The organism is Paucibacter sp. TC2R-5 (assembly GCF_025717605.1).
Lineage (GTDB): Bacteria > Pseudomonadota > Gammaproteobacteria > Burkholderiales > Burkholderiaceae_C > Paucibacter_A > Paucibacter_A albus.
Genome location: NZ_JAJIRQ010000004.1, coordinates 550,939 through 575,642, shown reverse-complemented (window position 1 = coordinate 575,642; position 24,704 = coordinate 550,939). Strand labels below are relative to the sequence as shown.

The 24,704-nt window shown below is 60.4% G+C and carries 22 protein-coding genes and 3 pseudogenes; 5 read left to right on the top strand and 20 right to left on the bottom strand.

Annotated features, from left to right (window positions below; all coding sequences use genetic code 11):
* Both LNV08_RS12740 and LNV08_RS12735 read left to right on the top strand, forming a co-directional pair.
* A pseudogene (locus LNV08_RS12740) lies at positions 1–357 on the top strand (glycosyltransferase family 2 protein); the annotation flags it as partial.
* A gap of 178 nt (positions 358–535) precedes the next feature.
* On the top strand, positions 536–988 hold the full coding sequence (locus tag LNV08_RS12735) for a class I SAM-dependent methyltransferase (protein ID WP_263534065.1): 453 nt from the start codon (positions 536–538) through the stop codon (positions 986–988).
* Positions 989–1,177: 189 nt separating this feature from the next.
* Here the strand turns inward: LNV08_RS12735 and LNV08_RS12730 are convergent, their stop codons facing one another.
* From LNV08_RS12730 to LNV08_RS12700, 7 genes are all read right to left on the bottom strand, one after another.
* On the bottom strand, positions 1,178–2,152 hold the full coding sequence (locus LNV08_RS12730; RefSeq protein ID WP_263534064.1) for a class I SAM-dependent methyltransferase: 975 nt from the start codon (positions 2,150–2,152) through the stop codon (positions 1,178–1,180).
* Positions 2,149–3,639: a glycosyltransferase family 4 protein gene (locus LNV08_RS12725; protein ID WP_263534063.1), complete on the bottom strand. Its 1,491-nt coding sequence runs from the start codon at positions 3,637–3,639 to the stop codon at positions 2,149–2,151. The genes LNV08_RS12730 and LNV08_RS12725 overlap by 4 nt, the downstream gene beginning before the upstream one ends.
* A gap of 7 nt (positions 3,640–3,646) precedes the next feature.
* Positions 3,647–4,324, bottom strand: coding sequence for an ABC transporter ATP-binding protein (locus tag LNV08_RS12720; RefSeq protein ID WP_263534062.1), 678 nt, complete (start codon positions 4,322–4,324; stop codon positions 3,647–3,649).
* Positions 4,321–5,106 (bottom strand): ABC transporter permease, encoded by a 786-nt coding sequence (locus LNV08_RS12715; RefSeq protein ID WP_263534061.1) that lies wholly within the window; start codon positions 5,104–5,106, stop codon positions 4,321–4,323. The genes LNV08_RS12720 and LNV08_RS12715 overlap by 4 nt, the downstream gene beginning before the upstream one ends.
* 20 nt (positions 5,107–5,126) lie before the next feature.
* Positions 5,127–6,218, bottom strand: a complete 1,092-nt coding sequence (locus LNV08_RS12710; protein ID WP_263534060.1) for a hypothetical protein — start codon at positions 6,216–6,218, stop codon at positions 5,127–5,129.
* Between the two features lie 82 nt (positions 6,219–6,300).
* Positions 6,301–7,419, bottom strand: coding sequence for a glycosyltransferase (locus tag LNV08_RS12705; protein ID WP_263534059.1), 1,119 nt, complete (start codon positions 7,417–7,419; stop codon positions 6,301–6,303).
* Positions 7,416–8,507 (bottom strand): glycosyltransferase family 4 protein, encoded by a 1,092-nt coding sequence (locus LNV08_RS12700; protein WP_263534058.1) that lies wholly within the window; start codon positions 8,505–8,507, stop codon positions 7,416–7,418. Before LNV08_RS12700 ends, LNV08_RS12705 begins: the two co-directional genes overlap by 4 nt.
* A gap of 188 nt (positions 8,508–8,695) precedes the next feature.
* Here LNV08_RS12700 and LNV08_RS12695 point away from each other — a divergent pair.
* Positions 8,696–8,922, top strand: a pseudogene (locus tag LNV08_RS12695) (IS3 family transposase); the annotation flags it as partial.
* Between the two features lie 38 nt (positions 8,923–8,960).
* Here the strand turns inward: LNV08_RS12695 and LNV08_RS12690 are convergent.
* From LNV08_RS12690 to LNV08_RS12635, 12 genes and pseudogenes are all read right to left on the bottom strand, one after another.
* A pseudogene (locus LNV08_RS12690) lies at positions 8,961–9,217 on the bottom strand (IS1634 family transposase); the annotation flags it as partial.
* 27 nt (positions 9,218–9,244) lie between these two features.
* The gene (locus LNV08_RS12685) at positions 9,245–11,113 is read right to left on the bottom strand and encodes a polysaccharide biosynthesis protein (protein ID WP_263534057.1); all 1,869 of its coding nucleotides are present in this window, start codon (positions 11,111–11,113) and stop codon (positions 9,245–9,247) included.
* Between the two features lie 40 nt (positions 11,114–11,153).
* On the bottom strand, positions 11,154–11,750 hold the full coding sequence (locus LNV08_RS12680; protein ID WP_414858729.1) for a sugar transferase: 597 nt from the start codon (positions 11,748–11,750) through the stop codon (positions 11,154–11,156).
* Positions 11,751–11,755: 5 nt separating this feature from the next.
* Complete coding sequence (locus tag LNV08_RS12675; protein ID WP_263534055.1) at positions 11,756–12,916, bottom strand: DegT/DnrJ/EryC1/StrS family aminotransferase; 1,161 nt, start codon at positions 12,914–12,916, stop codon at positions 11,756–11,758.
* Positions 12,913–13,629 (bottom strand): class I SAM-dependent methyltransferase, encoded by a 717-nt coding sequence (locus LNV08_RS12670; protein WP_263534054.1) that lies wholly within the window; start codon positions 13,627–13,629, stop codon positions 12,913–12,915. The genes LNV08_RS12675 and LNV08_RS12670 overlap by 4 nt, the downstream gene beginning before the upstream one ends.
* Positions 13,630–13,635: 6 nt before the next feature.
* Positions 13,636–14,874, bottom strand: a complete 1,239-nt coding sequence (locus tag LNV08_RS12665) for a glycosyltransferase family 4 protein (RefSeq protein WP_263534053.1) — start codon at positions 14,872–14,874, stop codon at positions 13,636–13,638.
* Entirely contained in the window at positions 14,871–15,998 is a 1,128-nt protein-coding gene (locus LNV08_RS12660) for a glycosyltransferase (RefSeq protein WP_263534052.1), read from the bottom strand. The genes LNV08_RS12665 and LNV08_RS12660 overlap by 4 nt, the downstream gene beginning before the upstream one ends.
* Positions 15,995–16,582: an acyltransferase gene (locus LNV08_RS12655; RefSeq protein ID WP_263534051.1), complete on the bottom strand. Its 588-nt coding sequence runs from the start codon at positions 16,580–16,582 to the stop codon at positions 15,995–15,997. The genes LNV08_RS12660 and LNV08_RS12655 overlap by 4 nt, the downstream gene beginning before the upstream one ends.
* Positions 16,569–17,813 (bottom strand): lipopolysaccharide biosynthesis protein, encoded by a 1,245-nt coding sequence (locus LNV08_RS12650; RefSeq protein WP_263534050.1) that lies wholly within the window; start codon positions 17,811–17,813, stop codon positions 16,569–16,571. The genes LNV08_RS12655 and LNV08_RS12650 overlap by 14 nt, the downstream gene beginning before the upstream one ends.
* Positions 17,814–17,828: 15 nt before the next feature.
* Positions 17,829–18,923 carry a DegT/DnrJ/EryC1/StrS family aminotransferase gene (locus tag LNV08_RS12645; protein WP_263534092.1) on the bottom strand — a complete coding sequence of 365 codons (1,095 nt, stop codon included), beginning with the start codon at positions 18,921–18,923 and terminating at the stop codon, positions 17,829–17,831.
* 2 nt (positions 18,924–18,925) lie between these two features.
* Positions 18,926–19,519 (bottom strand): acyltransferase, encoded by a 594-nt coding sequence (locus LNV08_RS12640; protein ID WP_263534049.1) that lies wholly within the window; start codon positions 19,517–19,519, stop codon positions 18,926–18,928.
* A gap of 2 nt (positions 19,520–19,521) precedes the next feature.
* Positions 19,522–20,580 (bottom strand): Gfo/Idh/MocA family protein, encoded by a 1,059-nt coding sequence (locus tag LNV08_RS12635; RefSeq protein WP_263534048.1) that lies wholly within the window; start codon positions 20,578–20,580, stop codon positions 19,522–19,524.
* A 105-nt stretch (positions 20,581–20,685) separates the two neighbouring features.
* On the opposite strand from LNV08_RS12635, the gene lysS reads away from it, so the two are divergent.
* Complete coding sequence (lysS, locus tag LNV08_RS12630) at positions 20,686–22,209, top strand: lysine--tRNA ligase (RefSeq protein WP_263534047.1); 1,524 nt, start codon at positions 20,686–20,688, stop codon at positions 22,207–22,209.
* Positions 22,210–22,226: 17 nt separating this feature from the next.
* Here the strand turns inward: lysS and LNV08_RS12625 are convergent, their stop codons facing one another.
* Positions 22,227–23,138, bottom strand: coding sequence for a LysR family transcriptional regulator (locus tag LNV08_RS12625; protein ID WP_263534046.1), 912 nt, complete (start codon positions 23,136–23,138; stop codon positions 22,227–22,229).
* Positions 23,139–23,245: 107 nt separating this feature from the next.
* Between LNV08_RS12625 and LNV08_RS12620 the strand changes: the two genes are divergently transcribed.
* Complete coding sequence (locus LNV08_RS12620) at positions 23,246–24,703, top strand: NADP-dependent isocitrate dehydrogenase (RefSeq protein WP_263534045.1); 1,458 nt, start codon at positions 23,246–23,248, stop codon at positions 24,701–24,703.
* The last annotated feature ends 1 nt before the right edge of the window (position 24,704 follow it).

Here is a 24,704-nt window from a genome sequence, read left to right as displayed (position 1 = left end):
ATGGATGCGCGCTATGAGGACGAAGTTAGCAATTTACGAATAATAGACGTAGTAGGCAATTTCTTGGTTGGCCATATGCGCAATTTTGGAAAGCGCATTTTTTACAATTATTTTCTACGAGACACTACGGCAGCTTCGCTTGAGCTGGTCTTGGGTCTGGCTGCGTTATTCTTCGGCATATTTTTTGGCTCCTATCACTGGCATAGGGCTTTCAATACAGATGTTCCCACCCCACTGGGTACAATCATGCTTGCGGCTTTACCAACGATGCTAGGCTTGCAATTGTTGCTAGCCTTTGTTACTTTTGACGTGGCCAATGTGCCGCGCAGAGCCATCCACATAGATCTGGTGAGTTGAATTGATAGTTACTCAACTTTGCCCATGTTGCGGCGCTGCACTTTCGGTGGGTTTGGTGGATTGGCATCGTATTTGCAAGAAATGTGCTTATGAAGGCTCTTGTTTGCAACCCGCTATTAACAGCTCAGAGTTTTCTATATCGGAACCACAGAGGGAGCAGGGCCTACACACTTTGAGAGTGCACAACTTCAAAAAATTAGGGCACTGGCTAGGAAAATTTACAACTCGGGCCCACGTGCGGTTACTGGAAGTTGGGTGCGGACACGGCTGGTTCCTCGAGGCAGTGTCGAGCCGTTTTGACGTTATGGGCCTAGAACCAGATGCCTTAGTGGCCAACCGGTGTCAGGCCCAGGGTTTGTCGGTTGTGCAGGGATTTTTCCCGGAGGCGCTGCCCATCAATGCGAAGTTTGACGTACTCATTTTCAACGATGTTTTGGAACACATTCCCGGCGTGGGTGCAGCACTTCAAGCATGCGATACGGCATTGAACGCGGGGGGCATCCTGGTTATTAACATCCCAAGCAGCCGCGGGGTGTTTTATCGAGCAGCAAAATTGGCTGCAAAAATTGGTTTGCCNTCAGTAGCCATGGGGGTTGGCGGGGTTTTGCAGGGCCGACTACTTGGTGGGTGAACTTACGGTAGTTGGCGCATGTGAATCCTGGGAGTGGGCATGAGAGACCGAAAAATCGGTCAGCATGCCCACGGTTCAGGTCACTTGCGCGCGCTAGGGGTGTCCGGGATCAGTTTGAAACGCTGTCCGCGTTCCGCTGAAATGGGTGGCCGCGATAGGCTGAAATACGCAGCTAAGGCCTGCTGAAATTCAACCGTTCTCGTTGGCACGCGTGAAAGCGTACAGCCGCCCGAAAAGCGAAGGTTCGCATTCGATTCGCTTCCCTTCAAAGCCGTAGCGGGCGAAGAGTTCGTAGAGAAAGGGCTCAGAGAAGCCCAGTTCCATCCATTGCTGCTGCCGAACGACGGCCGCAACCTCGCTGTGCAGGCGCACGCCCCACGGATAAGGCACAGCGGCATTTTCCTGTTCGACGATGGGCTCGCCGCCCAGAATGATGCGACCACCGGGTGCCAACAGGCAATCCAGTCGCTGGACCAACTGGGAAAAGTCCAGGCAGTGGTGGAAGCTCTCGTAGAACCAGATCAGCTTATAGCGCTGCTCGGGGCGTGGCCGATAGCCAAACTGTGCATTAAAAGCGGTTAAAGGCACGCCAAAGAAGTCAGCCTGCTCCTGCACGAAACGGCAAAAGGTAGGTGAGATATCAACAGTGTCGACATTCACACCCAGACGTGCCAAGGCCAGCGCCGATTGAGCAAAGCCCGCCCCGTACTCCAGTGCCCAATCACCAGATGCCAGCCCGCAATGCTTTAGCAGCATGCCAGTAGCAATCCAATGATCCGACGCGCTGGCAACAGCGAGCGGGTCCCGCCGGACATAGAAACCAGGCTGGCGGATCGGGTCAACGGTGCCCCAGTCCGCCTCCATCTCATGCAGCTCAGGGTTATAGGGGAGGTTGGCACCGGCGATCAAGGCCCACAGCTTAAGTTGCTGCTGCATATAGTCTACGCCCCACGGATCTAGGCCCAACTGAAACCATTCAGGCAAACGCATGTGCGCATGCGCGTACGAGGCCCACTCGGGACCCATCGAACCCTGCTCATAGTAGGTCCGTCGCACGGATTCGATATCGGCGACGTCGAACGTAACCGGCGCATGCTGGTTCGAGCCACTCACGCGCCGACGTACTCGGCGCGCGAGCTCACGCAGGAACTTCAATCCGATCATTGCTCGCCGCAGACGCGGTGCAGGAAGTCCTGCCACTGAGGCAAAACGACAGCAGGCCGGTACTGGGCCGTAACCTCGCCCCCTGCACATCTTAGTTCGGCACGACGCGCCGCGCTCTCCGGGCCCATCAGCCGATCCAGAACGGCTGCCATCTCCTGCGGCGAGTAGGCGCTGAAATACTCGGCCGCAGCTCCGTAGACGTCCTTGTGCACCTGAATATCCGACGCGGCCACCACGCCACCGCTGCACATCGCCTCCACGCCGGAGAAGTCAAAGCCCTCGCCGAAACTGGGGCACACAGTGACCTGCGCATGGCGATACAAGAGGCGCAAGTCTTGCGGCGGCACGTCGTGCAGCAGATGGAGGCCGCCGCGCCGCAACCAAGGGGTAAAGCGCCTCAAGATGGCCTCGTGATCCCAGCCCATCGAACCTACGCAAATCAAGTTCAGTTGACTGTAACCCTGCGTGCGCAACAACTCCCAGGCATCGAGAAGCGCTTGATGATTTTTGCGGGGCTCCACCGTGCACACCATCAGCAAGTAGGGCAAGGCACCATCTTGCAAATCGCCATCGTACACATCGGCACCGCCTTCATGGGGCGCTTGACGATTCTTGCGACTCCAGATGATCTCGGGCACGCGGGAGGGTGGGCCCTGCTCGGGAACATAGTGGTGCGACACCATATTGGGAATGGTGACCGCACGACCCTCCACCTCCGGGAGCACCGACAGCAAATCGCGCCGAGTGGCTTCCGACACACAGGCAAACCAAGCGCCGTCGGCTGCATTGCGCTTAAGCGCGTGGAAATGCATGGCGCGGTGATAGCCCCGATCCTTGATGGTATGGGGCATCAGCAGCGGAATGGCGTCGTGGTAGCGCACGATCATGCGGGTACCACGACTGACCCGCCCTGGGTAGGGCGTCTCGGCGATCATCACGTCGATGCTGCGCGTATTCAAGCGCGGATATACCGCGTGACCCAGCGCTGCCGAGGCAACGCCTACGGCGTTCATGGCAGACCATGGCCACCGCATGACTCTGAATTCGCGGCTTGTCACACTATCAAAGTCCTCGACTGGCAATGACTTCGCGAACATCGCCCGCCAAACGAAGTCCTTGAAGTGAGCGGGATCGAATCTGCTCAAGGCAATTTTGCGCCCCATCAAGGCAGCCGCCGCCGCTGCCAGCGGGCCGGCAATGCGTAGCAAGCGCTTGCGCCAATGCTCAAACCGATGCGAGGCCGGTCCTTGTTGCAGAGACACCACGACACGCGACAGTCGATCGATCTCTGCCGCTGAGTTTACGGGAGAACTTTGCTTAAGGTCCGTCGTCGCTAGCCCTGCATCAAGAACAAGGTTGCCACTCTGCAGCAGGCCTAGAACATCGACATCGTCCATGCCGGCAAGGCCGCGAAACAATAAGCGCGCCTCCTGTGGAATACCGCTATGGCCGTCCAGAGCTGGACGCATTTCGAGCAGAATTTTCAAACGCACCTCAATCAAACCGCGGCCCTGGTGGGGGAACGTGCTGGTTTTCGTAAAACTCGAAGGCCTCGTCGACGGTCGGGAACTCATACAAGCGACCAAGATGCAATACCGCCGCCCTCTCGCAATAGGCCCGGATGATATTTGGGTCGTGCGAGACAAGGATGAAAGAACGGTCTTTGCGCTTCTGAAACAGCTCGACATGGCAGCGATCGCCAAAGCGCGCATCGCCGACTGACAATCCTTCATCAATCAGGAAGCAATCGAATTCGATGGCCATCGAGAGCGCAAAGGCCAGTCTCATGGTCATGCCAACCGAATAATTCAGCACCGGCTCGCGCAGATAGATGCCCAACTCGGTGAACTCCTCGACAAAAGGCACCAGCGGCTTCCAGTCAACACCGTAAACGCGGCAGACAAATTTCAGGTTATCCAGGCCCGTCAAGTGAGTTTGAAAGGCCCCCGTAAAAGCAAGTGGCCAGCTGACGCTCATCTCACGGTGAATGCGCCCCGAAGTTGGATTTTCAGCGCCACTGAGTAGTCGCACCAGCGTGCTTTTGCCCGCGCCATTGCGCCCGAGTATTCCGATATGACGCCCGCGCTCCAGCGTTAGATTGACGTGACTCAAAATATGACGCGGCCCCAAGCGGGTGAGATAGTCCTTGCAAACGTTGTCAAGCCGAATCATCGCGAGCCCACCCTTTTACCGGCATCCCGCACCAAAAAGAGGCCAAGCAAAGTCAGCACCAAATTGATCGTAGCCATATAGGCCATGTCGTGATGCGTATGCACCGTCGCCCCAAAATATCCCTCCCGCACTAATTCCACACCATGCACCATGGGGAGTATGAGAACCGCTTTCTGCGCGGACGCAGGCAGCCAATCCACCATGAAAGCGGCCCCCGATAGAGGGAAGAGCAGGTAGGACGCCGGATGCCAAAGTCTGTCGACTATCTCGCTATATGCCGTCCCCGCGCCAATAACCATGGCCAGGGCAGCGCCGAACCATGCAAGCATCAACCAGCCTGCTACGACCAAGAGAGGATCCTCTGGCGGAGCAATCCATCCGATAGCCGAGAAGAAGGTCGCAAGGATGATGAACGAAGCCGTTGCGCCTGCCATTTCAAGACTCACACGAGTCACGAAGACATCAATGACACGTACATTGCGGTGGTATAGCAAGCTGGCATTGCTCTGAATGCCGCTGATACATCGACCGACCGCATTGCGCCACATCAGCACCGACGAGTAACCGGTTATCGCAAACGCAACGATCGGCAAACTCGATCCGTGGTGCATACCGGAAGATGTCCACAAAGCAGTAACCCCAAGGGTGAACATCATCGGCTCGGCAATCAGCCATAAAACGCCCAAATTCTCGCGCCCGAAGCGAGTAATGACCTCGCGCATCATCAACGCCCATATGACGCGCCTCTGGATGCGCAGCGAATCCTTCAATGAGTTGTACATCCGCAATTGCCTTGTGCCACTCAAGCCGTGTGCTCGCGAATGCTTGCGAGCACGAGGCGGACGACGCCCCACAAGATCAGGCCTAGGATGAACACCGTCACGATAGACCGCAATCTGCGCGGCTCGGCGGACTTGTCGGGTTCGTTGGGCTGAACCAGGCGCTCAAGATATAGCTGTTTGCGCGAGGCTTCGCTGCGAGCGGTGTCCAAGGCCACCAGCGCACCAGCGAGTTGCCGATCAGCGAAAGTCTTCTCCAACACGAACCGATCATAAGCTGGTGATTTGGCACTCAGCGCTCCATTGCTACCCAATACAGTGGCGCTCTCGACGGAAAGCGCCTTGCGCAAGGCATCGACGCGACTTTCAAGGGAAGCAATCTGCGGGTTGCTGGGCGACACCTTGCGAACCTGCGCCAGTTGTGACTCGGCGTTCAGCAACTCCTCACGCAGACGGGCTACGCCCTGCAACTGGATCATGCTCTGGCGATCGGGGTCGAAAACCGAACGATCGGCTCGGTATGACGATAAGGCGGCCGCCGCAGTCTTGGAGCGCTCCTCTGCGACCTGCACCTCCTGCTCAGCCACTCGGATCAAGTCCTGCCGGCTGCGCAGGTTCATCGTATTGACCAAGCGCTCGCCCATCTCCAGCAGTTGCTCGTTGATACGCTTGGCATCTTCACCCGAAAAAGCCCGAACGCGCAGCACGCTAATGGATGAGGCGGTGTCGTATTCGACATCGACATGGCGAAGATAATACTTATGCAGGGCCTCAAAACTCGTATCCCAGCGCTCTAAACCTGGGAATCGGCTGATTAAATCAATTTCCGACTTAGTATACCCAGCGCGAAGATTCAACTTGCTATCAAGTTCACCCAAGGCATCCCGCGAGCGGATGTAATCGTGAACAGAATAGGTGTCATCTTGCGATCTGGAGAACGAGGACCCTTGAAGCAATGCGCCCAATCCTGACTGCGCTTGCCTCTGTGGATTGCGCACCACGAATCTTGATTCCGATATATAAACATCAGAGGCAATCAGTCCATAGTAAATTATCGCAACGACAGTCGGAATAATAACAGTAAACACAAATATGACGTCAAAACGACGACGCAAGCGGCTTGCCAATGTAGAGCGTGACAAAATATCTTACCCAACTATAAATTATTGATAAAAGTCTAGGGAACAACCACTGCCCTCAGGCCAGCTGCCCGTAGAGTTCAATTGTTTTGGCGGTCATTCTTTTTGAATCAAATTCCTGTTCGTAGCGCTTGCGCCCGCCCGCACCAAGAGCGGCCCGCATCTCTACATCATCGAGCAGGCTGCGCAACGCTGCCGCCAGCGGACGACTCTCTCCGGCAGAGACATTAAGCCCAGTCACGCCATGCCGGTTCACCCAGGGCACGCCTGAACCTGCAATGTCCGTCGCCACGACTGGCTTTCCCATCACCATAGCCTCGAGCATTGCCACACCATAGGCTTCGGCGCGGACCGTCGATGAGAAACAAAAAATGTCACAGGCGGCAAAGTAACTCGGTAGTTCATTGTCGGGGATATGCCCGACAAAATGTACCTTGGCAGTAAGCCCAAGTTGGCGGGCTATGGATTTATAAGCTTCCAGCATCTCACCCACCCCGCCTATGACGACCACACAATCTTCAGGCAACTGGCTTGCGGCTTCGACAAGGATGTCAAATCCCTTGTAGTAAGTCATGCGCCCAAGCGCAAATACCATGCGGCGCTCACCATATTTTCGCCGGAGCATCTGCACCAAGTCGGAGCTTGCGGCAGCGCGACTGTCGCTGATGCCTATCGGGATCACACAGACCTTGTTGCGCCAGGGTTGTAACGGTTCCGATGCATCCATATAGGGTGGGCTCGTCGCTATCACCGCGTCGGCGCGGTGCAACAACCACCGTTGCAGCGGCTCATAGACCACCAAAGCGCGCCGCTGCCGAATCACGTCACTGTGCCAGTGCACAACAACACGGCATTTAGGGCGAGCCAGCCACACAGCTAGTGCAGCCATCGGGTCTGGCATGTGAACATGCAAAACATCCGCGCGCCGGCCCATTTCCGCCACTAGACTTGGCATCACTGCAGACATCGAAGTGGAGAGCAACATGCCCATGGAACCCGCTCTCACCACGTCGTAGCCACCAGGAAAATGTTCCCGCACAGTCGGCCAGCTTTGGTTGGAACACAGTACGTCGGCACGCATGCCGTTTGAATTCAGGCCTTCAACAAGCTCCCAGGCAACTGACTCGATGCCTCCGAGCACCGGAGGATAGAACTTGCTCAACTGCAGAATTCTCACGGCGCCGCTCCGTTGAGCTTGATCCCAGCGCGCAGACGCCGTCCCGCACTTGCCCATGTCCACATCCTCGCCCGAGCAAAACCCCGCTGCCTCAACTCCTGCCTGAACATCGGCTCGTCGATTAACCGCTGTAAAGCGGCGGTTATCGACTCGATGTCCAGAGGGTCGCAATACAGGACGGCATCAGCACAAACCTCGGGTAATGCCGCCGCGCGAGCCACGATGACCGGGCAGCCCATCGCCATCGCCTCCAGCGGAGGCAGCCCGAAGCCCTCATAAGTGGAAGGAAACACAAATCCCAGGGCCCCACGATAAAGGGCAACCAAGGCTTCATCACTCACAGCACCCAGATTCAACATACCTGACACTTCATCAATGTCGTCGCCTGAAAAAACCCTGGAATTGCCTCCGCCCACAAGGACGAATTTAATAGCCGACGGCCTTATGGCCGCAAAAGCATGCGCAAGTCGCCGCATATTTTTTGTCGGGTTGTGGCTTCCTACCGCGAGAAAATATTGATCAGGAGTCAGTCCTGAATTTACCAGGATACTCTCGTCCGCCTGCACCACTGAAAGGTGTTCACTGCCAAGGCCCAGTACTACAAACCTTGATTCAGGCACACCTAACGCCAAGGAAAGACGATCCCTCGAGAAATTCGAGACCGTGAATAAACCCTGCGCCCGCGCAACCAGTCGCCTGAACAGCCAACGGTACCAAGACAAAAAAACCTGGGCATAGGCATCTGGCTGGTCAAAAATCGCGGCGTCGTGCATTACGCAATACTGCTTGCGCGCCAGTGCGGGTGCTGCGCCAGCCAGATTCAAAAGGCTCCCGTTGCGTGTGGCAAAAGGCAGTATCAGTTGCTCCCATAGAGTAAGTGGCAGCCAACTGGGGCCGATCATCCGAACCTTGATGTTCTGCAAATTGGCAAAGCCTCCGCTTGGGGGGCAAAGCAGCTCGGCAGGGGCCTCCAGCGTTTGATCAAGTTCCCGAACCAATTGTTCGGCGACCCGCTGAACACCTGTCATGCGCTGGGCCGTGAACTTCCCGTTGATGAACAAGCATTGCTTTCTTTTTATGGTGGCCATTCAAAAAAGCGGAAAATTACCAACGATGAGCTAAGGACGCGCCGTTGAACCGCCCAAAAACAAGCTAGCCGCGCCCGACTGACTCGAACCGACAGGCCAAGCACTCAATCTAACATTATGCCAAACGTTTGTGTCAAGCCATGGACTGCCGCTGAACAATCAGCTCGATGATGGCCTGTGCTGTTGGTAGCTACGACAACGCACGGGCTGAGACAATCAACGGGCTCTACAAGGCCGAATTGATTCATCGCCGGGGGCCATGGAAAACCAAGGAATCCGTCGAGTTGGCGACCCTTGCATGAGTGGCTTGGTTCAACCACCAACGCCTGCTCGGAACATCGGCTACATCCCTCCTTCAGAAGCTGAGGCAAACGATCACCGGCAATTCGCCAATCAGGCTGCGGCAGTAGCCTGACTTACACCAACTGGCCTCCTCGGAATTCGGGGCGATTCAGCTTGCAGCTTACCCAATTCGTCCATGTTGGCGGTGCTCAAGAGCCCCCCCGGCCAGCAATCGGCACCACAGGTTTGAGCGGGCAGCGCTCGAACAGGCCGCAAATTACGGGCAACAGGGTTTTGGCCTCTGCCGTACTGCCGGGGTGTACTTCATGCGGGTTGGGCAGGCCTTCGGCGGTCTGCATCAGAAACAACATGAATTGGCGCTCCACCAAACCGGAGCTAGCCCTGCCATAGGCGCGCACATCATCTTCGAGGTCTGTCTGCCCAGGGAACCTCACTCAATGCTTCGAATTGAACGCCGCCCCCAATAACTCCCGCAGCACTTTGCGCACCGCCTCATCATCTGTCTGCCCAAGCGCGCACGCCCCATTCAGCAGCCACCCCATCACCTCGGCACTCTGCCGGCTGTCATCCAAACGAGCTAACGCCAATCCAGCGCAACTGGTCGGCAGCGTGGTGTCGCTGTCCGCCAGCAATTCCTCAAACAACTTCTCGCCCGGCCGCAGGCCGCTGAATTCGATTTGGATCTCGTCTTGGCCGCGCCCGGACAGGCGAATCATGTCACGCGCTAAATCAACAATCCGCACCGGCTCTCCCATGTCCAAGACCAGCACTTGCCCGCTCTCGCCAATGGCTGCCGCTTGCACGACCAGACGCGCAGCCTCGGGGATGGTCATGAAGTAGCGGGTGATGTCGGGGTGGGTGACCGTCACCGGGCCTCCCTTGGCGATCTGCTGCTTGAACTTCGGAATCACGCTGCCGCTGCTGCCCAGCACATTGCCGAATCGAACAGCCATGAATTTGGTGACGTGCCCCTGCCCTGCCATATAGCTCAGCACCAGTTCCGCGGCACGCTTGCTCGCACCCATCACATTGGTCGGGTTGACCGCCTTGTCGGTGCTGATCAAAACGAATCGCTCCACGCCGCTTTCGGCCGCAGCAAGAGCTGCGTGATAAGTGCCCAGCGTGTTGTTGCGCAAGCAGACCCAGGCGTTGTCCACTTCCATCAAAGGCACATGCTTGTAGGCGGCGGCATGAAAAACAATTTGTGGCTTGTGTTTGCCGAAGGTGTAACGCAGATGCTCCAGGTCCTTGACGTCACCAACCAAGCGCAGCAGAGGAATGTGCGGAAATTTCTCCGACAACTCTTGTTCGATCAGATACAGCGCCACTTCGCTCAGCTCGTAAAGCACCAGCAGGCGCGGCCCATAACGCGCCACTTGCCGACACAGCTCGCTGCCTATGCTGCCGCCGGCACCGGTGATTAGCACTACCTTGCCGTTGATGCATTCGCTGATGCCACCCTCGTCCAGTTGCACCGGCGCACGGCCCAGCAAATCCTCGGGCTCGATGTCGCGTAACTGATCGACCTTGCGGCCCGTCTGCAGTTCCTCCAGATTAGGTACGGTCAACACATGCAGACCGGTCTGCCCGGCCAGATCCAAGGCTCGGCGCCGTTGCTCCGTCGCTGCCGAAGGCATTGCCACGATCAGATGCGTAATGCCGTGCAAGGGCGCGAAGCGCGTGACCTCCTCCAAACGCCCCAGCACGGGGATGCCGGCGACACGGGAATCCTGCTTGGCCGGGTCATCGTCGAGCCAGCCCACCACAACCCAGCCCTGGTGCTGTATGCCCGCCACCGCCAAACGCCCAGCCTGGCCAGCCCCCAGCACCAGTGCCCGGTGCGTTTCGACCGAGCTGCCGCTGATGCGCCCGCGCATATGCTCGTACAGCATGCGGTAACCCAAGCGCATCATCGCCAGCGCGATCAGACAAAAGAGCGGATGCAAGGCCAGCACGGCGCGCGGCACCCCGCTCAAATGAGCCATCAGCACCATCGTTGCGCCCAGCGTGCCGGCAATCGCGCAGGCCGCCGCTAAGCGCTTGACCTCTCCGAAGCCGCTGAAGCGCCACATGCCCTTGGGTACGCGCAGCAGCCACAACACCAGCACATAGAGGCCGACCAAAGCGAGCATGACCCATTCGTCGTAGCTAGGCCGAGCCGACATCCAACGCTCGAAACCGAGTCGGAACAAATAGGTCGCCTGCCAGGCCAGCGCCACAAGGGCAGCGTCCAGCAACAGGGAGAGCGCCTCGCGGTAGGGTCGAATGCGGGTTAAAAAACCTTCGAGTGAGAGCCAGAACATAGTGGGGTGGATTGTCGGCGCAAACTCAGCTCCGCTCATCTCAACTTAGGATAGCCTTGACCGTGCGCAGCAACAACGTCAAGTCACCACTGAAGCTGCGCGTTTGCACATAGCGCGCCGCCAGGGCCAGCTTGGCCGGCATGACCTGCTCAACGTAGCAGGCTTCAGGGTCGGCGGCTTCGGCGAGCAAGCGACTCTCATCACGATATTCAATCGAAGCCAGATCGGTGATGCCGGGCCGTACTGACAGCACCAACTCGGCGATATCCACCGGATACAAGGCCACATAACGCGGCACCTCGGGGCGCGGCCCGACCAGGCTCATCGCACCGCGAAAGACATCCCAGAGTTGCGGCAACTCATCCAGCTTGCTGCGGCGCAAGACCTGACCGGCGCGGGTGACACGAGGGTCGGCGCCAATGGTGATTTGCGGACCCAAGCTGGGTGCATCCGGCCGCATGGTGCGGAATTTGTGGATAGAAAACAGCCGGCCTCGCCGCCCTACCCGCGCTTGCCTGAACAGCACAGGGCCGGGCGAGTCCAGCTTGATCCACAGCGCAATAGCCAGCAGCAGCGGCGCCAGCAACACAAGGCCAAGCGCAGACAGCAAAACATCGACAAGCCGTTTAGCCCACATCGGCATCAGCCTGCTATCGCGCGAACCGCCGCAATCACGCGCTGCACGTCTGCGTCCGTCATGGCGGTGTAGAGCGGGATGCTCAACATCCGCTCAAACGCTTTTTGCGAATGCGGGAACTGCTCAGGGCCCAGCTCATAACGCTCACGCCAATAAGGGTGCAGGTGCAGCGGGATGTAGTGCACGCTGCAGCCAATACCGGCGGCGTACATGCGCTCGATGAAGCTGTCGCGATCGATCTCCAACTCGTCACTCAAGCGCAGCACGTACAAATGCCATGAATGCACGTCCCCTTCAGGAGCCTCGGGCGGCAAGATGAGCGGCAGGTCGGTGAAGGCGGCGTTATAGGCCTGGGCAATTGCCTCACGCCGAGCCTGAAAGGCCGGCAGCCGCTTGAGCTGATGAATCCCCAGCGCCGCCGCGATATCGGTCATGTTGTACTTGAAACCTGGCGCCACGATCTCGTAATACCAGCTCGGCGTCTTGGCGGTGAAGCGGTCAAACGCATCCCGGTTCATGCCGTGCAAGCGCATCACCCGCGCGCGCTTGGCCAGCTCCGCATTGCGCGTCACCAACATGCCGCCCTCGCCTGTCGTCATGGTCTTGTTGGCGTAAAAGCTGAACACCGTCGCGTCGCTGCCCATGGTGCCGATCAGCTCTTTCTCCAGCGTGGTGGGCAGCGCATGGGCGGCGTCTTCGACCACCCGCAGGCCATGTTTGCGGGCGATGTCGAGGATGGCGATCATGTCCACCGCCAGGCCGGCGTAGTGGACCGGGATGATGCATTTGGTCCGCGGGGTGATCGCAGCTTCGACCAGCTTGGGGTCGATATTGAGTGTGGTCGGGTCGATGTCGACCAAGACCACGTCGGCGCCGAGGTAGCGCACCACTTCGGCGGTGGCGGTGAAGGTGTGGGTGGTCGTGATGACCTCGTCGCCGGGGCCGATGCCACAGGCCTCCAGCGCCAAATGCAGGCCAGCGGTGGCCGAGTTGACGGCGATGCACTCGATTTGCGGCTCGCCCAGAAAAGCGGCGAAATCCTGCTCGAAGCGCTTAGCCTTGGGGCCGGTCGTGACCCAGCCCGAGCGCAAGGTGTCGACCACCTCATTGATTTCGTCCTCACCAATCTCAGGCAAGGCGAACGGCAAAAACGGCAAATCACTCATGGTTTCTCGATCACGGCCAGCACATGCGTGCGCAGCCAGGGAATGCTGTTGAACAGTGTGTAAGCGCTCGGATGCAGGCGGCAAACGAGGCGGGCCAAGGGCGGCGCCAAAGTCAGGCGCTGCCACTTGATCTGCGCCTCAGGGAACAGCTCACGCACGCGCTTCAGCGGCACACCACGCACATCCGGGTTGCGCGGATTGTCGACGATGAAGTCATACCAAAGCACAGCACCGCCAGGCTTGAGCCAGCGCCACATGGCCTGGGCCAGGGCCGCCTGCACGGTGTCGCTCAAGATGGAAGAGAACACCGTGGATTGCAAGACCAGGTCTTGGCTGGCCGGCGCGATCTCGGCTTGCGAGGCATCGCCTAAGCTCAAGCGCAGGGCCTCGGGCAATACCGTGCGGGCCGCCGCATGGCGCTCGGGCAGCAACTCCACCCCTTGCAGATGCTCGGGTCTGAAGCCAAAGCGCAGCATTTCTTGCAGATTGCCACCGGCGCCGCAACCGACCTCGGCCAAGTGCCAATCCGCCGGCGTCCCCGGTCTTTGCGCCAAAACGCGCAGCAAGGCCCGCTGCCGCTCTTGCCACATCTGCCAGACTTCCGGCCGCAAGAGGCTGTAGCGGTCGATGGGCACTGCGCCCGCGCGGCGCTGGTAGCGCTCGGCAATGGCCTCAAGTTCTTGCTCTTGATCTTGGTCTTTGCGCGGGTTCATGCGCGCTCAGTTCAAGGCGTCGATGAAGCGCTGGGCCAGCACCGGATAGGTGTGGTTCGCCAGCACGAAAGCCCGCCCTTTTTGACCCATGGCCGTGCGCTCGGCCGGGCTGCACTGCGCCAGGCGCAACACACCCTCGGCGACAGCCGCCGGGTCTTCCGGTGCGACCGTCAAACCCGCACCCGCTTCGGCCACCGGGTCATTGCCGGCCTCCACCGAGTGCAGCACCGCACGGCCCGCCATCATGTAGTCCATCAGCTTGTTCGGGGCGATGCCGAAGCGGTAGATGGGCGTGCGCTGCCAGCCGATATAGGCGATGTCGAACTGGCCCAAGAGCGCCGGGATCTGCCCCTTGGGTATGGGGTCAAACAAGCTCACATGGCTCAGCCCCTCGCTGCGCACGCGCTCGGCAAGACGAGCTTTTTCATGCCCACCACCGACCATCACGATGGCAATTTTTTGCCCCTCTGGGCTGGCTTGCAGGAGCTTGGCAGCATCCAAGAGCACGTCCAGCGCGTTAGGCAGGCCATGCGAGCCGGCGTAACCCAGCACCAGCCGGCCGCTGGCGCGCTGCAGCGCGATATGGGTGGCGATCTCGGGGTTCAAGGCCTCGCTATGGCCGGCCTCCGCATCCATCCACTCGTCCAGCGCGATGCCGTTCGGCACGATGTGCAGCTTCTTCAAATCCAGCCCATGACCGGCCATATGCTCGTGTACTTTAGGCAACATGGACACCACGACATGCGCGTCACGGTAAGCCTCTACCTCGGCCTGCTGGCACACCAGTGCAAACGGATGAATGGGCGACATACCGCTCAATTCGATCGGTGACAGCGGCCACAAATCATGCACCTCATAGACCAGCTTGGCCCGGGCCTTTTGGGCGATGCGGCGGGCCGGCCAGATGTCCATCGGGTAGGTACTGGACGCAATCACCACATCGGGTTGAAAGTTTTCGGCCAGCGCATCGGCATCACTCCAGACCTGGCGGCAAAACGACCAGATATTGCGCGCGCGCCCCAGGCCGTTGCCAGCGTATGCGGGCGTGCTGTACCAAACGAAAGGCACACCGTCCAACGTTTGCCCACCGGGCCGCGGCTGGCTACTGCGCACATGCGACTGCGAGGCCGCCAGAATCAGCACCTGATGGCCGGCGCGCAGCCACTCGCGTGCCATGTAAAAGGGCCGGAACTCCATGCCGTGCTCGGGTGAGCCGGCGTAATGATTGATCAGCAGCAGCTTCAATTGGGGCTATCCAGTTCTCTCAGACGATTCAAAAATCTTTGCACTGCGGGCGCAAACAAGCCATGTTGGGCGACCCAGGTGCGGTTGGCAGCACCCATGTCCTGCGCTTGGTTCTCCAGCGCCAGCACTTGCGCCGGCAAGCCGGGAAAACCAGGCATGGCACCCGCATCCACGATCAAGCCCCGCCCAGCGCCTTCACCCAGCAGCTCATGATTAGCAGGCAGATCGGACAAGAGCGGCACGCAAGCATGCGCCATCGCCTCCAGCACCGACACCGACACCGAATCACTCTGCGGCAGGCTCAAGTACCAGCGCGCGCGGGCGTAGTGAAGGGCCTGCGCCTTGGCATCCAGGCGACCGACAAACTGCACCTGCTCCGAGACGCCCAGTTTTCGCGCTAACGTTTCCAGTTCGGCCCGCAGCGAGCCGTCATTGGCCACCACCATCCTGGCCTCGGGGATTTGCGCCGCCAACGCTGCAAAAGCCTGAAGCACCAGCTGCGGGCGGTAAATCGGCTCCAAGCCTCGGTTGGCAAAAAACAGCCAGGGCTGCTTGGGCACATTGGCTTTGGGCATGGCGTCCAGGCCAAACGGAAAGGTCATCACCTCGCCCGCGCCCAGCTCCTGCATGCGCGCCGTCATATGGCGCGAGTCCGAGGTACAGAGCGCGCTGGCCTTCAGCACCTGCGTCGTGAGCCAGCGATAGCCCCAGCCCAGATTGGGCGTCACCAAAATGTCGCTGCCCCAGGCCGAGGCGATGATGCGCGCGCGCAAGCGCCAGCCGCGCCGCGCCGCCCAGGCCAGCGTGCCATGCGAGGTCAGGTAATGCGCATGCAAAAAGTCGGCGTCGACGCGTTTGAGCCAAGCGCCCAGGCCAGGCAGATGCATGAAGAGGCCGAGGTTGCCGCCGCCATGGTCTGGCTTAGTCTGCATGGCGTAGCGCCGCGCCGCTGGCAGCAAGGCCTCGAACTCGGGCGTGAAGCCGCGCGACGATGCGGCCCAAAGCTCAACCCCCGGCGACTGCGCCAGCGCGCGCGCCCACTTCAGCAAATGGGGGCTTTCGCCGTCGCCGATCAAGACGAGCTTGATGGGCTGCGCGGCTTGTGTGGGTTTCAAGTTCTTCAAACCGGCAACTCCCCGGCCCAGGCTTGATAGTGCGGCGCCAACTCAGGGTGAGCTGCCAGTAGCTTGGCATCGGCCACGCGCACATCGCCCACCTGGCGCGCCGGCTGGCCCGCCATGATGGCAAAGTCCGGCACCTCGCCGCGCACCTGCGCATAGGCGCAGATCACCACGCCCTTGCCGATCACTGCGCCGGCTTCGATCAGGCTGTGTGGCCCGATAAAGCTGTAGGCACCGATGTGAACAGGCGCCTTGATGAAACCAGGGCGCTCGCCCGAATGATTCACATACTGGCGGCCTAGCAGGCGAATCGAGCGGTGCGAGCTGTGGGTGATGATGCTGACGAAATTGGTGATCTGCACGCCTTCGTCGATCTGCACCCCTCCCGTCGCCTCGATGAAATTGAACTGGCCGATGAATACATGGTCGGCCAAGCTCAGACCCTCTTCGCCCTCAATGCAGGTGCTGGGTGCGATGCGGCTGTTCGGCAAGAGTCGGCCATCGGCTGCGCGCTCGCCAAACACGGTGCGAAAGCCAGTGGCCCGCAACAAGCGGCGGCGCCATTGGTTGAAGCTAGACCGGAGCATGAGGGTGAACATCAGGAAAATTCTGCCAATGAGCCAAGGCCCAGAAAAAATAGCCGAAGTACGCCAGCATAGCGGCCGACACACCCCAGGCCGCGCCGACCAAGCCGCCTAGGGCCAAGCCGCCCGCCAGCCCCAGCACAAACAAGACTTGCCCAAGCAAGGCCAAACGCAGACCCCAAGCCTGCGCCCGCCAAGCCATCATCGCCACCGACAGCGGCGAGGCGACAAAGTGCAGCGCGATATAGGGCGCCAAGGCCCGCGCCACTTCGCCGGCCGGCTGCCAAGCCTGGCCAAACAGCGTCGCGAAGATCCATGGCCCGCCCAGCAAGAGCGCCAGCACCAAGGGCGCCGACAGCAGCAACAAAACCGCCATGGTCCGGCGCACCAGTTGCAGCGCCTCGGGCCCGTCCACCGCAGCCACCAAACGCGGGTACAAAACCTGGGACAACGCGCCGCCAATCAAGCTGGCCGGTGCCTTGCAATAGCGCAGCGCCAAGGCCCAAAAGCCCGCCGCCGCGTCCCCGGCCCAGGCTGCGATCAAGAGCATGGCCAAACTGTCTTGCAAGGCGCCGGCAAAGGCGTGCGGCGTGTTGAACAGCGGGAAGTCGCGGTGCTTGGCCGCCATTGCCCGCAGCGCTTGGTGTGGCACCCGCCAAAGCCCTGCCCAGCCGCCCAGCGGCGCGGGTCGGGCCAGCAGAGCCGCCGTGGCCAAAGCCGCCAGCACCGGGCCCAGCAGCAGGCCCAGCACGCCCAGGCTGGCCAGCCCAAAACCCAGTTGCAGCAGCGCGCCGCCGCCGTACTGCAAGACACGCGAGCCGGCCAGCAAGTGAAAGCGCTGTGCGCGCGTGACCCAAAGGGTCAGCCACTGCGTGGCTGCAGCGGCCAGCACCGCCAGAGGCATCAACCAACCCAGGGTCAGGTCTTGCCAGGCCCACAAGACCAAGCCAACAACGGCGCTGACCGCTGTCATCACCAACAGCACGCGGGCGCAGAGCGCCATCAGCACGGCGGCGCGCCCAGCGTCGGCCTCCAGCGGCAGCGCAAACTCGTAGCGCGCACAGCCCACCACCGCCACATTGCTGGCCAAGGCCCATAAAAACGAAAACTGGCCGAACTCGGCCGGCGTGTAGATGCGCGTCAGCCAAGGCCCGAGCAATAGCGGCAAGGCCTGCGCCAGCGCGCCGCCGGTCAGCAGAGTCAGGGTCGCCCGCAGCAAGCCCTTGTTAGCCATCAGAGGGGCGACTCATCAAACGCGCAAAGCGCTTGCCAAGGCCGCCACCACGCTGTCTTGCTGTGCCTCGCTCAAGTCGGGGCTCATGGGCAGGCTCAACACCCGCTCCGCAGCCCGCTCGGCATGAGGGAAGCTCTTGCCCTGGCCGTATTGCGCATAGGCCGGCTGCTTGTGCATGGGCTTGGGGTAGTGAATCGCGGTCGGTATGCCTGCCGCGTTGAGTGCTTGCTGCACCTCTGCGCGCTGATCCACTTGCAGCGTGAACTGGGCCCAGACGCAGTCACGGTCGGCGCGCAGACTCAGGCCTTGCAGAGGCAAGTCCTGCATCAATTGCCGGTAGCGCGCGCCCAGGGCGCGACGCTGCGCCAGCTCCCAGTCAAAGCGCTCCAGTTTGGCCAGCACGATCGCGCATTGCAGCGTGTCCATGCGCCCACCCACGCCCAGTCGGGTATGGGTGTAGCGCTGGCTTTGTCCATGCACGCGGATCTCACGCGCGGCTTGGGCCAGCAGATCATCATCGGTAAACAGCGCGCCGCCGTCGCCATAGCAGCCCAAAGGCTTGCTGGGGAAAAAGCTGGTGGCGCCGAAGGTGCTGAGCGCACAGCTCTTCTTGCCCTTGTAGCTCGCGCCAAAACTCTGTGCGGCGTCCTCGATCACGGCCAGACCATGACGGGCAGCGACCGCGTTGATCTCGTCCATATCGCAGACCTGACCGTACAGGCTGACCGGCATGACGGCGCGTGTTTTGCTCGTTATGGCCGCCTCGATCAGGCGAGCGTCGATATTGCAGCTGTCCGGCTCGATGTCCACAAAGACCGGCACCGCCCCCAGCAAGACGATGACTTCGGCGGTGGCGGCAAAGGTAAACGGCGTGGTGATGACCTCGTCACCGGGCTTCAGGTCCAGCGCCATCAAGGCAATCAACAGCGCCTCGGTGCCGCTGGACACCGTGATGCAGTGCTTGGCGCCGGTGTAGGCGGCCAGCGCAGCTTCGAGCTCCTTGACCTCAGGGCCCATGATGTATTGGCCATGATCGAGCACGGCTTGGATGCGTGCGTCGATGCGGGGTTTGAGGGCCGTGTACTGAGACTTCAGGTCGATAAAGGGCAGACTCACAGCGATCCCTCTTTCACGAGTGCGCAAACTCCGCCATCGAGGCGATCCAGGCGGTATTGGTCACCGGTATGCGGGCATTCGGCAAAGCCCTTGGCGTCGAAAGATAACTTCTCGCCATAGCGGCTCATCCAGCCTATGCGCTTGGCCGGCACACCGACCACGAGTGCAAAATCGGGCACATCTTTTTGCACCACCGCGCCTGCGCCAACAAAGGCATAAGCGCCTATGGTGTGGCCACAAACAATGGTGCAATTGGCACCCAGCGTTGCGCCTTTTTTTACCAAGGTGCGGCGATATTCGCTCTTGCGCGCCACCGCCGCGCGCGGGTTAAAGACATTGGTGAACACCATGCTGGGGCCGCAAAACACATCGTCCTCCAGCGTCACCGCGTCATAGACCGAGACATTGTTCTGCACGCGCACATTGTTGCCGATCAGCACGTCATTGCCGACGTAGACGCCCTGCCCCAAGGCGCAGCGCTCGCCGATGCGCGCGCCGGCGCTGATATGGGCGAAGTGCCAGACCTTGCTGCCTTCGCCGAGCTGCGCGCCGTCGTCGACGATGGCAGATTCATGCTTCCAGTAGTTCATCGTTAAAACACCAGCGGCAAGCCGACGCGAACACCGTCGCGCGCCGAGCGGTAGGCGGCTATCAAGATTTCCAGCGAGCGCAGGCCTTCGTAACCATCGACTTGGGCGTTGGCCTCGCCGCGCAAGGTCTTGATGACGTTGTCGTAATAGAGCGGGTGGCCGAACCCATAGACACTGCCAGATTCATAGTTGGCGCTGAGGGCAAGCGCATCCTCGGGCCTGGAGTCGGCAAACTGCCAATGCTCGATCTTGTTGACCGCCGTGCCGCCAATCTTGACCGTGCCTTTTTCACCCAGAATGGTGATCGACCCTTCAAGATTCTGCGGATAGGTCAGCATGGTCACATTGATCGAGGCCAGGCCGCCGTGGCGCAGTCGCACGCTCATCACGCCCGTGTCCTCGGCCTCGATATCACGATCCAAAGTGGCGGTGTAGGCATGCACGCTGTCGACCGGGCCCACCAACCAGTCGAGCAGATCGACATAGTGGCTGGCCTGATTCATGAAGGCGCCGCCGTCCAAGTCCCAGCGGCCACGCCAGGGCGAGGCGTCGTAATAGGCCTGAGGCCGGGTCCAGAACACATTGACGGTGCTCAGAAAAATACGCCCGAAGCGGCCTTGCTGGATCGCCTCGCGCACCTTTTGCACGGTGGCGTTGAGTCGATTTTGCTTGACCACGAACAACTTCACGCCCGCGTCACGGCAGGCCCGCACCATCGCAATGCCTTCTTCGAGCTTGGTCGCCATGGGCTTCTCGCTCAGCACATGGCGGCCGGCGGCGGCGATGGCACAAGCCTGCTGGGGGTGCAAGCCGCTGGGTGTGGCGAGCACGACGATGTCGGCGTTCGAATGGGCCAGCAAGCCCTCCAGCGATTCGAAACCGGCCGCGCCGGTCAGCGCCACCGCTGCGGCCAGCGCCTCGGGCTTGCTGTCGCAAACCGCCACCAACTGGGCATTGGCGCCATGAGCCGCGATCGCCTCGATATGGTTTTTTGAAATGCGCCCGCATCCCACCAGGGCTAAGCGGATGGGTCGGTCGATGATGGGCAAGCTGGGGCGCATGGCGAGCCGCGAAGGCAGAAATAGAGGGAAGCGCCAGATTCTACGGGGGGCGCTTCGGCGGCCCGTCTAAAATCAACGGAAATTCAACCAGTTGACGCCCTCCAGATGACCCAGCACACCCCCGCCGCACCGCACCACGCTCCTGTCGCCGTCGACGAGAACCAGCTCATCACCGAGCGCCGCGAGAAGCTCGCCGCCCTGCGCGCCGTCAACCCGGTCCCCTTCCCCAACGACTTCAAACCCCAGCACCGCGCGCTGCCGCTGAGCCAGCGCTATGGCAATCTGGAGAACGAAGAGCTGGAGCCGCAAGCCGTCGCCGTGTCGGTGGCCGGCCGTTTGATGCTCAAGCGGGTGATGGGAAAGGCCAGCTTCGGTACCCTGCAAGACGCCACAGGCCGCCTGCAGCTGTTCATCACCAAGGACGGCATCGGCGAAGACAACTATGCGGCCTTCAAGCATCTGGATCTGGGCGATATCGTCGGCGCCGAAGGCACTTTGTTCCGCACCAAGACCGGCGAGCTGTCGGTCCGCGTCACCAATTTGCGCCTGCTGACCAAGAGCCTGCGGCCACTGCCCGACAAGTTCCACGGCATGTCGGACCAGGAGCAAAAGTACCGCCAGCGCTATGTCGACCTGATCACCGACGAGGCCGCTCGCGCGCGTTTTGTGGCCCGCTCCAAGGCGGTGTCTTCAATTCGCAGCTATATGGTCGAGCATGACTTCCTTGAAGTCGAGACGCCGATGCTGCACCCGATCCCCGGCGGCGCCAACGCCAAGCCCTTCATCACCCATCACAACGCGCTGGATCAGGAAATGTTCCTGCGCATCGCGCCCGAGCTGTATCTGAAGCGATTGTTGGTGGGCGGCTTCGAGCGCGTGTTCGAGATCAACCGCAACTTCCGCAACGAAGGCATTTCGGTTCGGCATAACCCCGAATTCACGATGATGGAGTTTTATGCGGCCTACTGGACGCACCATGATTTGATGAACTTCACCGAGGAAGTCTTGCGCCACGCCGCCCGCGCCGCCACCGGTTCTGCAGCGATCACCTATGCGGGCAAGCCGGTTGATCTGGACAAGCCTTTCGCCCGCCTGTCGGTGCGTAACTCCTTGGTTGAGCATGCCGGCCTGACACCTGACGAAGCCGACAACGCCCTGGTTTTGCGCGAGCGCTTGGCCGCCTTGGGCGAAGAAGCACCCAAGCATTGGAATCTGCCCGAGCTGCAATTCGGCATGTTCGAAGCGGTGGTGGAAGAAAAGCTCTGGCACCCGACCTTCATCATCGACTACCCCGTCGAAGTGTCACCGCTGGCCCGTGCCTCGGACGCCAACCCCACGATCACCGACCGCTTCGAGCTCTTCATCACCGGCCGCGAGTACGCCAACGGCTTCTCCGAGCTGAATGATGCCGAAGACCAGGCGGCGCGCTTCCAGGCGCAGGTCTCGAACAAGGATGCCGGCGACGAAGAGGCGATGTTCTATGACGCCGATTTCATCCGCGCGCTGGAATACGGCATGCCACCGGCCGGCGGCTGCGGCATCGGGATTGATAGGCTGATGATGTTGATCACCGACAGCCCCTCGATCCGCGATGTGATCTTGTTCCCGGCCCTGCGCCGCGAAGCCTAAGCTTTGCCCTGCTGCGTCTATTGCTGAACACAGTGCTGCATTAGAAAGTCCTTGAAGGCCTGGGCGATCGGCGACAGCTGCTTGCCCTTGGCCGTCACCAAGTACCAGCGATTGGCGATCGGGAAGCCCTGCACGGGCAATTCGACCAAATTGCCGGGCGCCATATGCGTCAAGGCCAGCCGGCTCAAGATGGCCAGCCCCAAGCCGGCCGCGACCGACTCCTTGATCGCCTCATTGCTGGCGATGGTGATGATTTGACCCAGCGCCAGCCCGCTCGACTGCGCATGCTGCTCGATCGCATGCCGGGTCCCCGAGCCCAGCTCACGCATCAGCAAGCGCTCTCCGGCCAAGGCCGACCAAGGCAGCTCACCCCGGCCCACCAAGCCATGGTCGCGTGGCGCGATCACCACCAGCGGGTTGTCGGTTAAGGGCGTCGCGTCAATGTCCAGATCGCTGGGCGGGTGGCTGAACACATAAAGGTCGTCCAGATTTTGCTGCAGACGCTGCTTGATGTCGGCGCGGTTGCCAACTTGGAACTCCACATCCACCTGCGGGTGCTGACGACAAAAGGCCCCCAGCGGCGCCGGCACCAGGTACTTGGCCGTGGTCACCACACCCAAGCGCAAGCGCCCGACCGACAGGCCGGCGCGCTGAGCCAAGCGCATCTCCAAACGGTCCAGAACCTCAAACAACTCGCGACTGGCGCGCAGCAACTCTTCACCCACATCGGTCAGATACAACTTTTTGCCAATCTGCTCGAACAGCTTTGAGTTCAAAGCCTCGCTGAGTTTGGCCAACTGGGTCGAAACGGTCGGCTGCGCCAGATGAAGCTGATGGGCCGCCTCGGTCACGCTCAGTCGCTCGGCCACCACCTTGAAGATTTCCAACTGGCGGAAGGTGGTTTGACGGGTGTGCAAGCGGGTTTTCATTTGCATTTATAGATGGATTGCCTTGTTCGAATCTATTTTCGCAGATGACTCGATATCGGAACAATGCCTTCATCGCCACCTGAGCTGTGGCCCCTACGGAGACCGAGATGAACTCAAGCACTGCAAACACCGACAAAACCCGCATCACGATCGCCTATGGCGACGGCATTGGCCCCTCCATCATGCAAGCCACCTTGCGCGTGCTCGAAGCCGCCGGCGCAAGGATAGAGGCCGAAGTGATTGAGATCGGCGAGCAGGTCTATCTGCGCGGCAACCCCAACGGCATCGCCAACAGTGCCTGGGATTCGCTGCGCAGCACCCGCGTGTTCTTGAAGGCTCCCATCACCACCCCGCAAGGCAGTGGTTACAAAAGCCTCAATGTCAGCACCCGCAAAGCGCTGGGCCTGTATGCCAATGTGCGCCCTTGCGTGGCCTACGCGCCCTTTGTACCGACACGCCACCCGACCATGGATGTAGTGATCGTGCGTGAAAACGAGGAGGACTTGTACGCCGGCATCGAGCATCGCCAGACCGAAGAGGTCTACCAATGCCTGAAGCTGATCACCCGCCCGGGCTGCGAGCGCATCGTGCGTTATGCCTTCGAGTACGCCCGCCAGCAAAACCGCAAGCGCGTCACCTGCTTCGTCAAAGACAACATCATGAAGATGACCGATGGTCTGTTCCATCAGGTCTTCAACGAAATCGGCGCGCAATACCCCGACATCGCCCGCGACAGCATGATTGTGGACATTGGCGCGGCGCGCCTGGCCGATACGCCGGAGCGCTTTGATGTGATCGTGATGCCCAATCTCTACGGTGACATTCTGTCCGACGTGGCGGCGCAAATTGCCGGCTCTGTCGGCATGGCCGGCTCGGCCAATATCGGCGACCAATGCGCGATGTTTGAAGCCATTCATGGCTCCGCCCCCGACCTGGCCGGCCAAGACATAGCCAACCCCTCGGGCCTGCTGCACGGTGCGATCCAGATGCTGCTGCACATCGGGCAAGCGGATGTGGCAGTGCGCATCCACAACGCCTGGCTGCGTACCTTGGAAGAGGGTCTACACACCGCCGACATCTACCGCGAAGGTCTGAGCTTCCAGAAGCTCGGCACCCAGGCCTTTGCGGACGCGGTGATTGCCCGCTTGGGCAAGATGCCAGAAATTTTGAAGCCGGCCAGCTACGAGAACAGCGGTCCGCTGACCCTGCCCCCGGTCGTGCGCCAAAAGCCGAAGAAAAAGGAATTGGTCGGCGTCGACGTGTTCTTGCAGTGGAATGGCGGCCTGCCCGAGCAACTGGGCCAGAGCCTCAAACCCCATGCTGCCGCGCAATTGCCGCTGCAGCTGATCACCAATCGCGGCGTCAAGGTCTGGCCACAGGGCTTCCCCGAGACCTTCTGTGTCGACCACTGGCGCTGCCGCTTCAAGACCCCGGCCGAGCTGGTCAGCTTTGAGGATGTGCTGGCCCTGCAAGTGCGCCTGCACGAGGCCGGCTTCGACGTCGTCAAGACCGAGAATCTCTACAACTTTGACGGCGAGCCGGGTTTTGCGGCGGTGCACGGCTGAG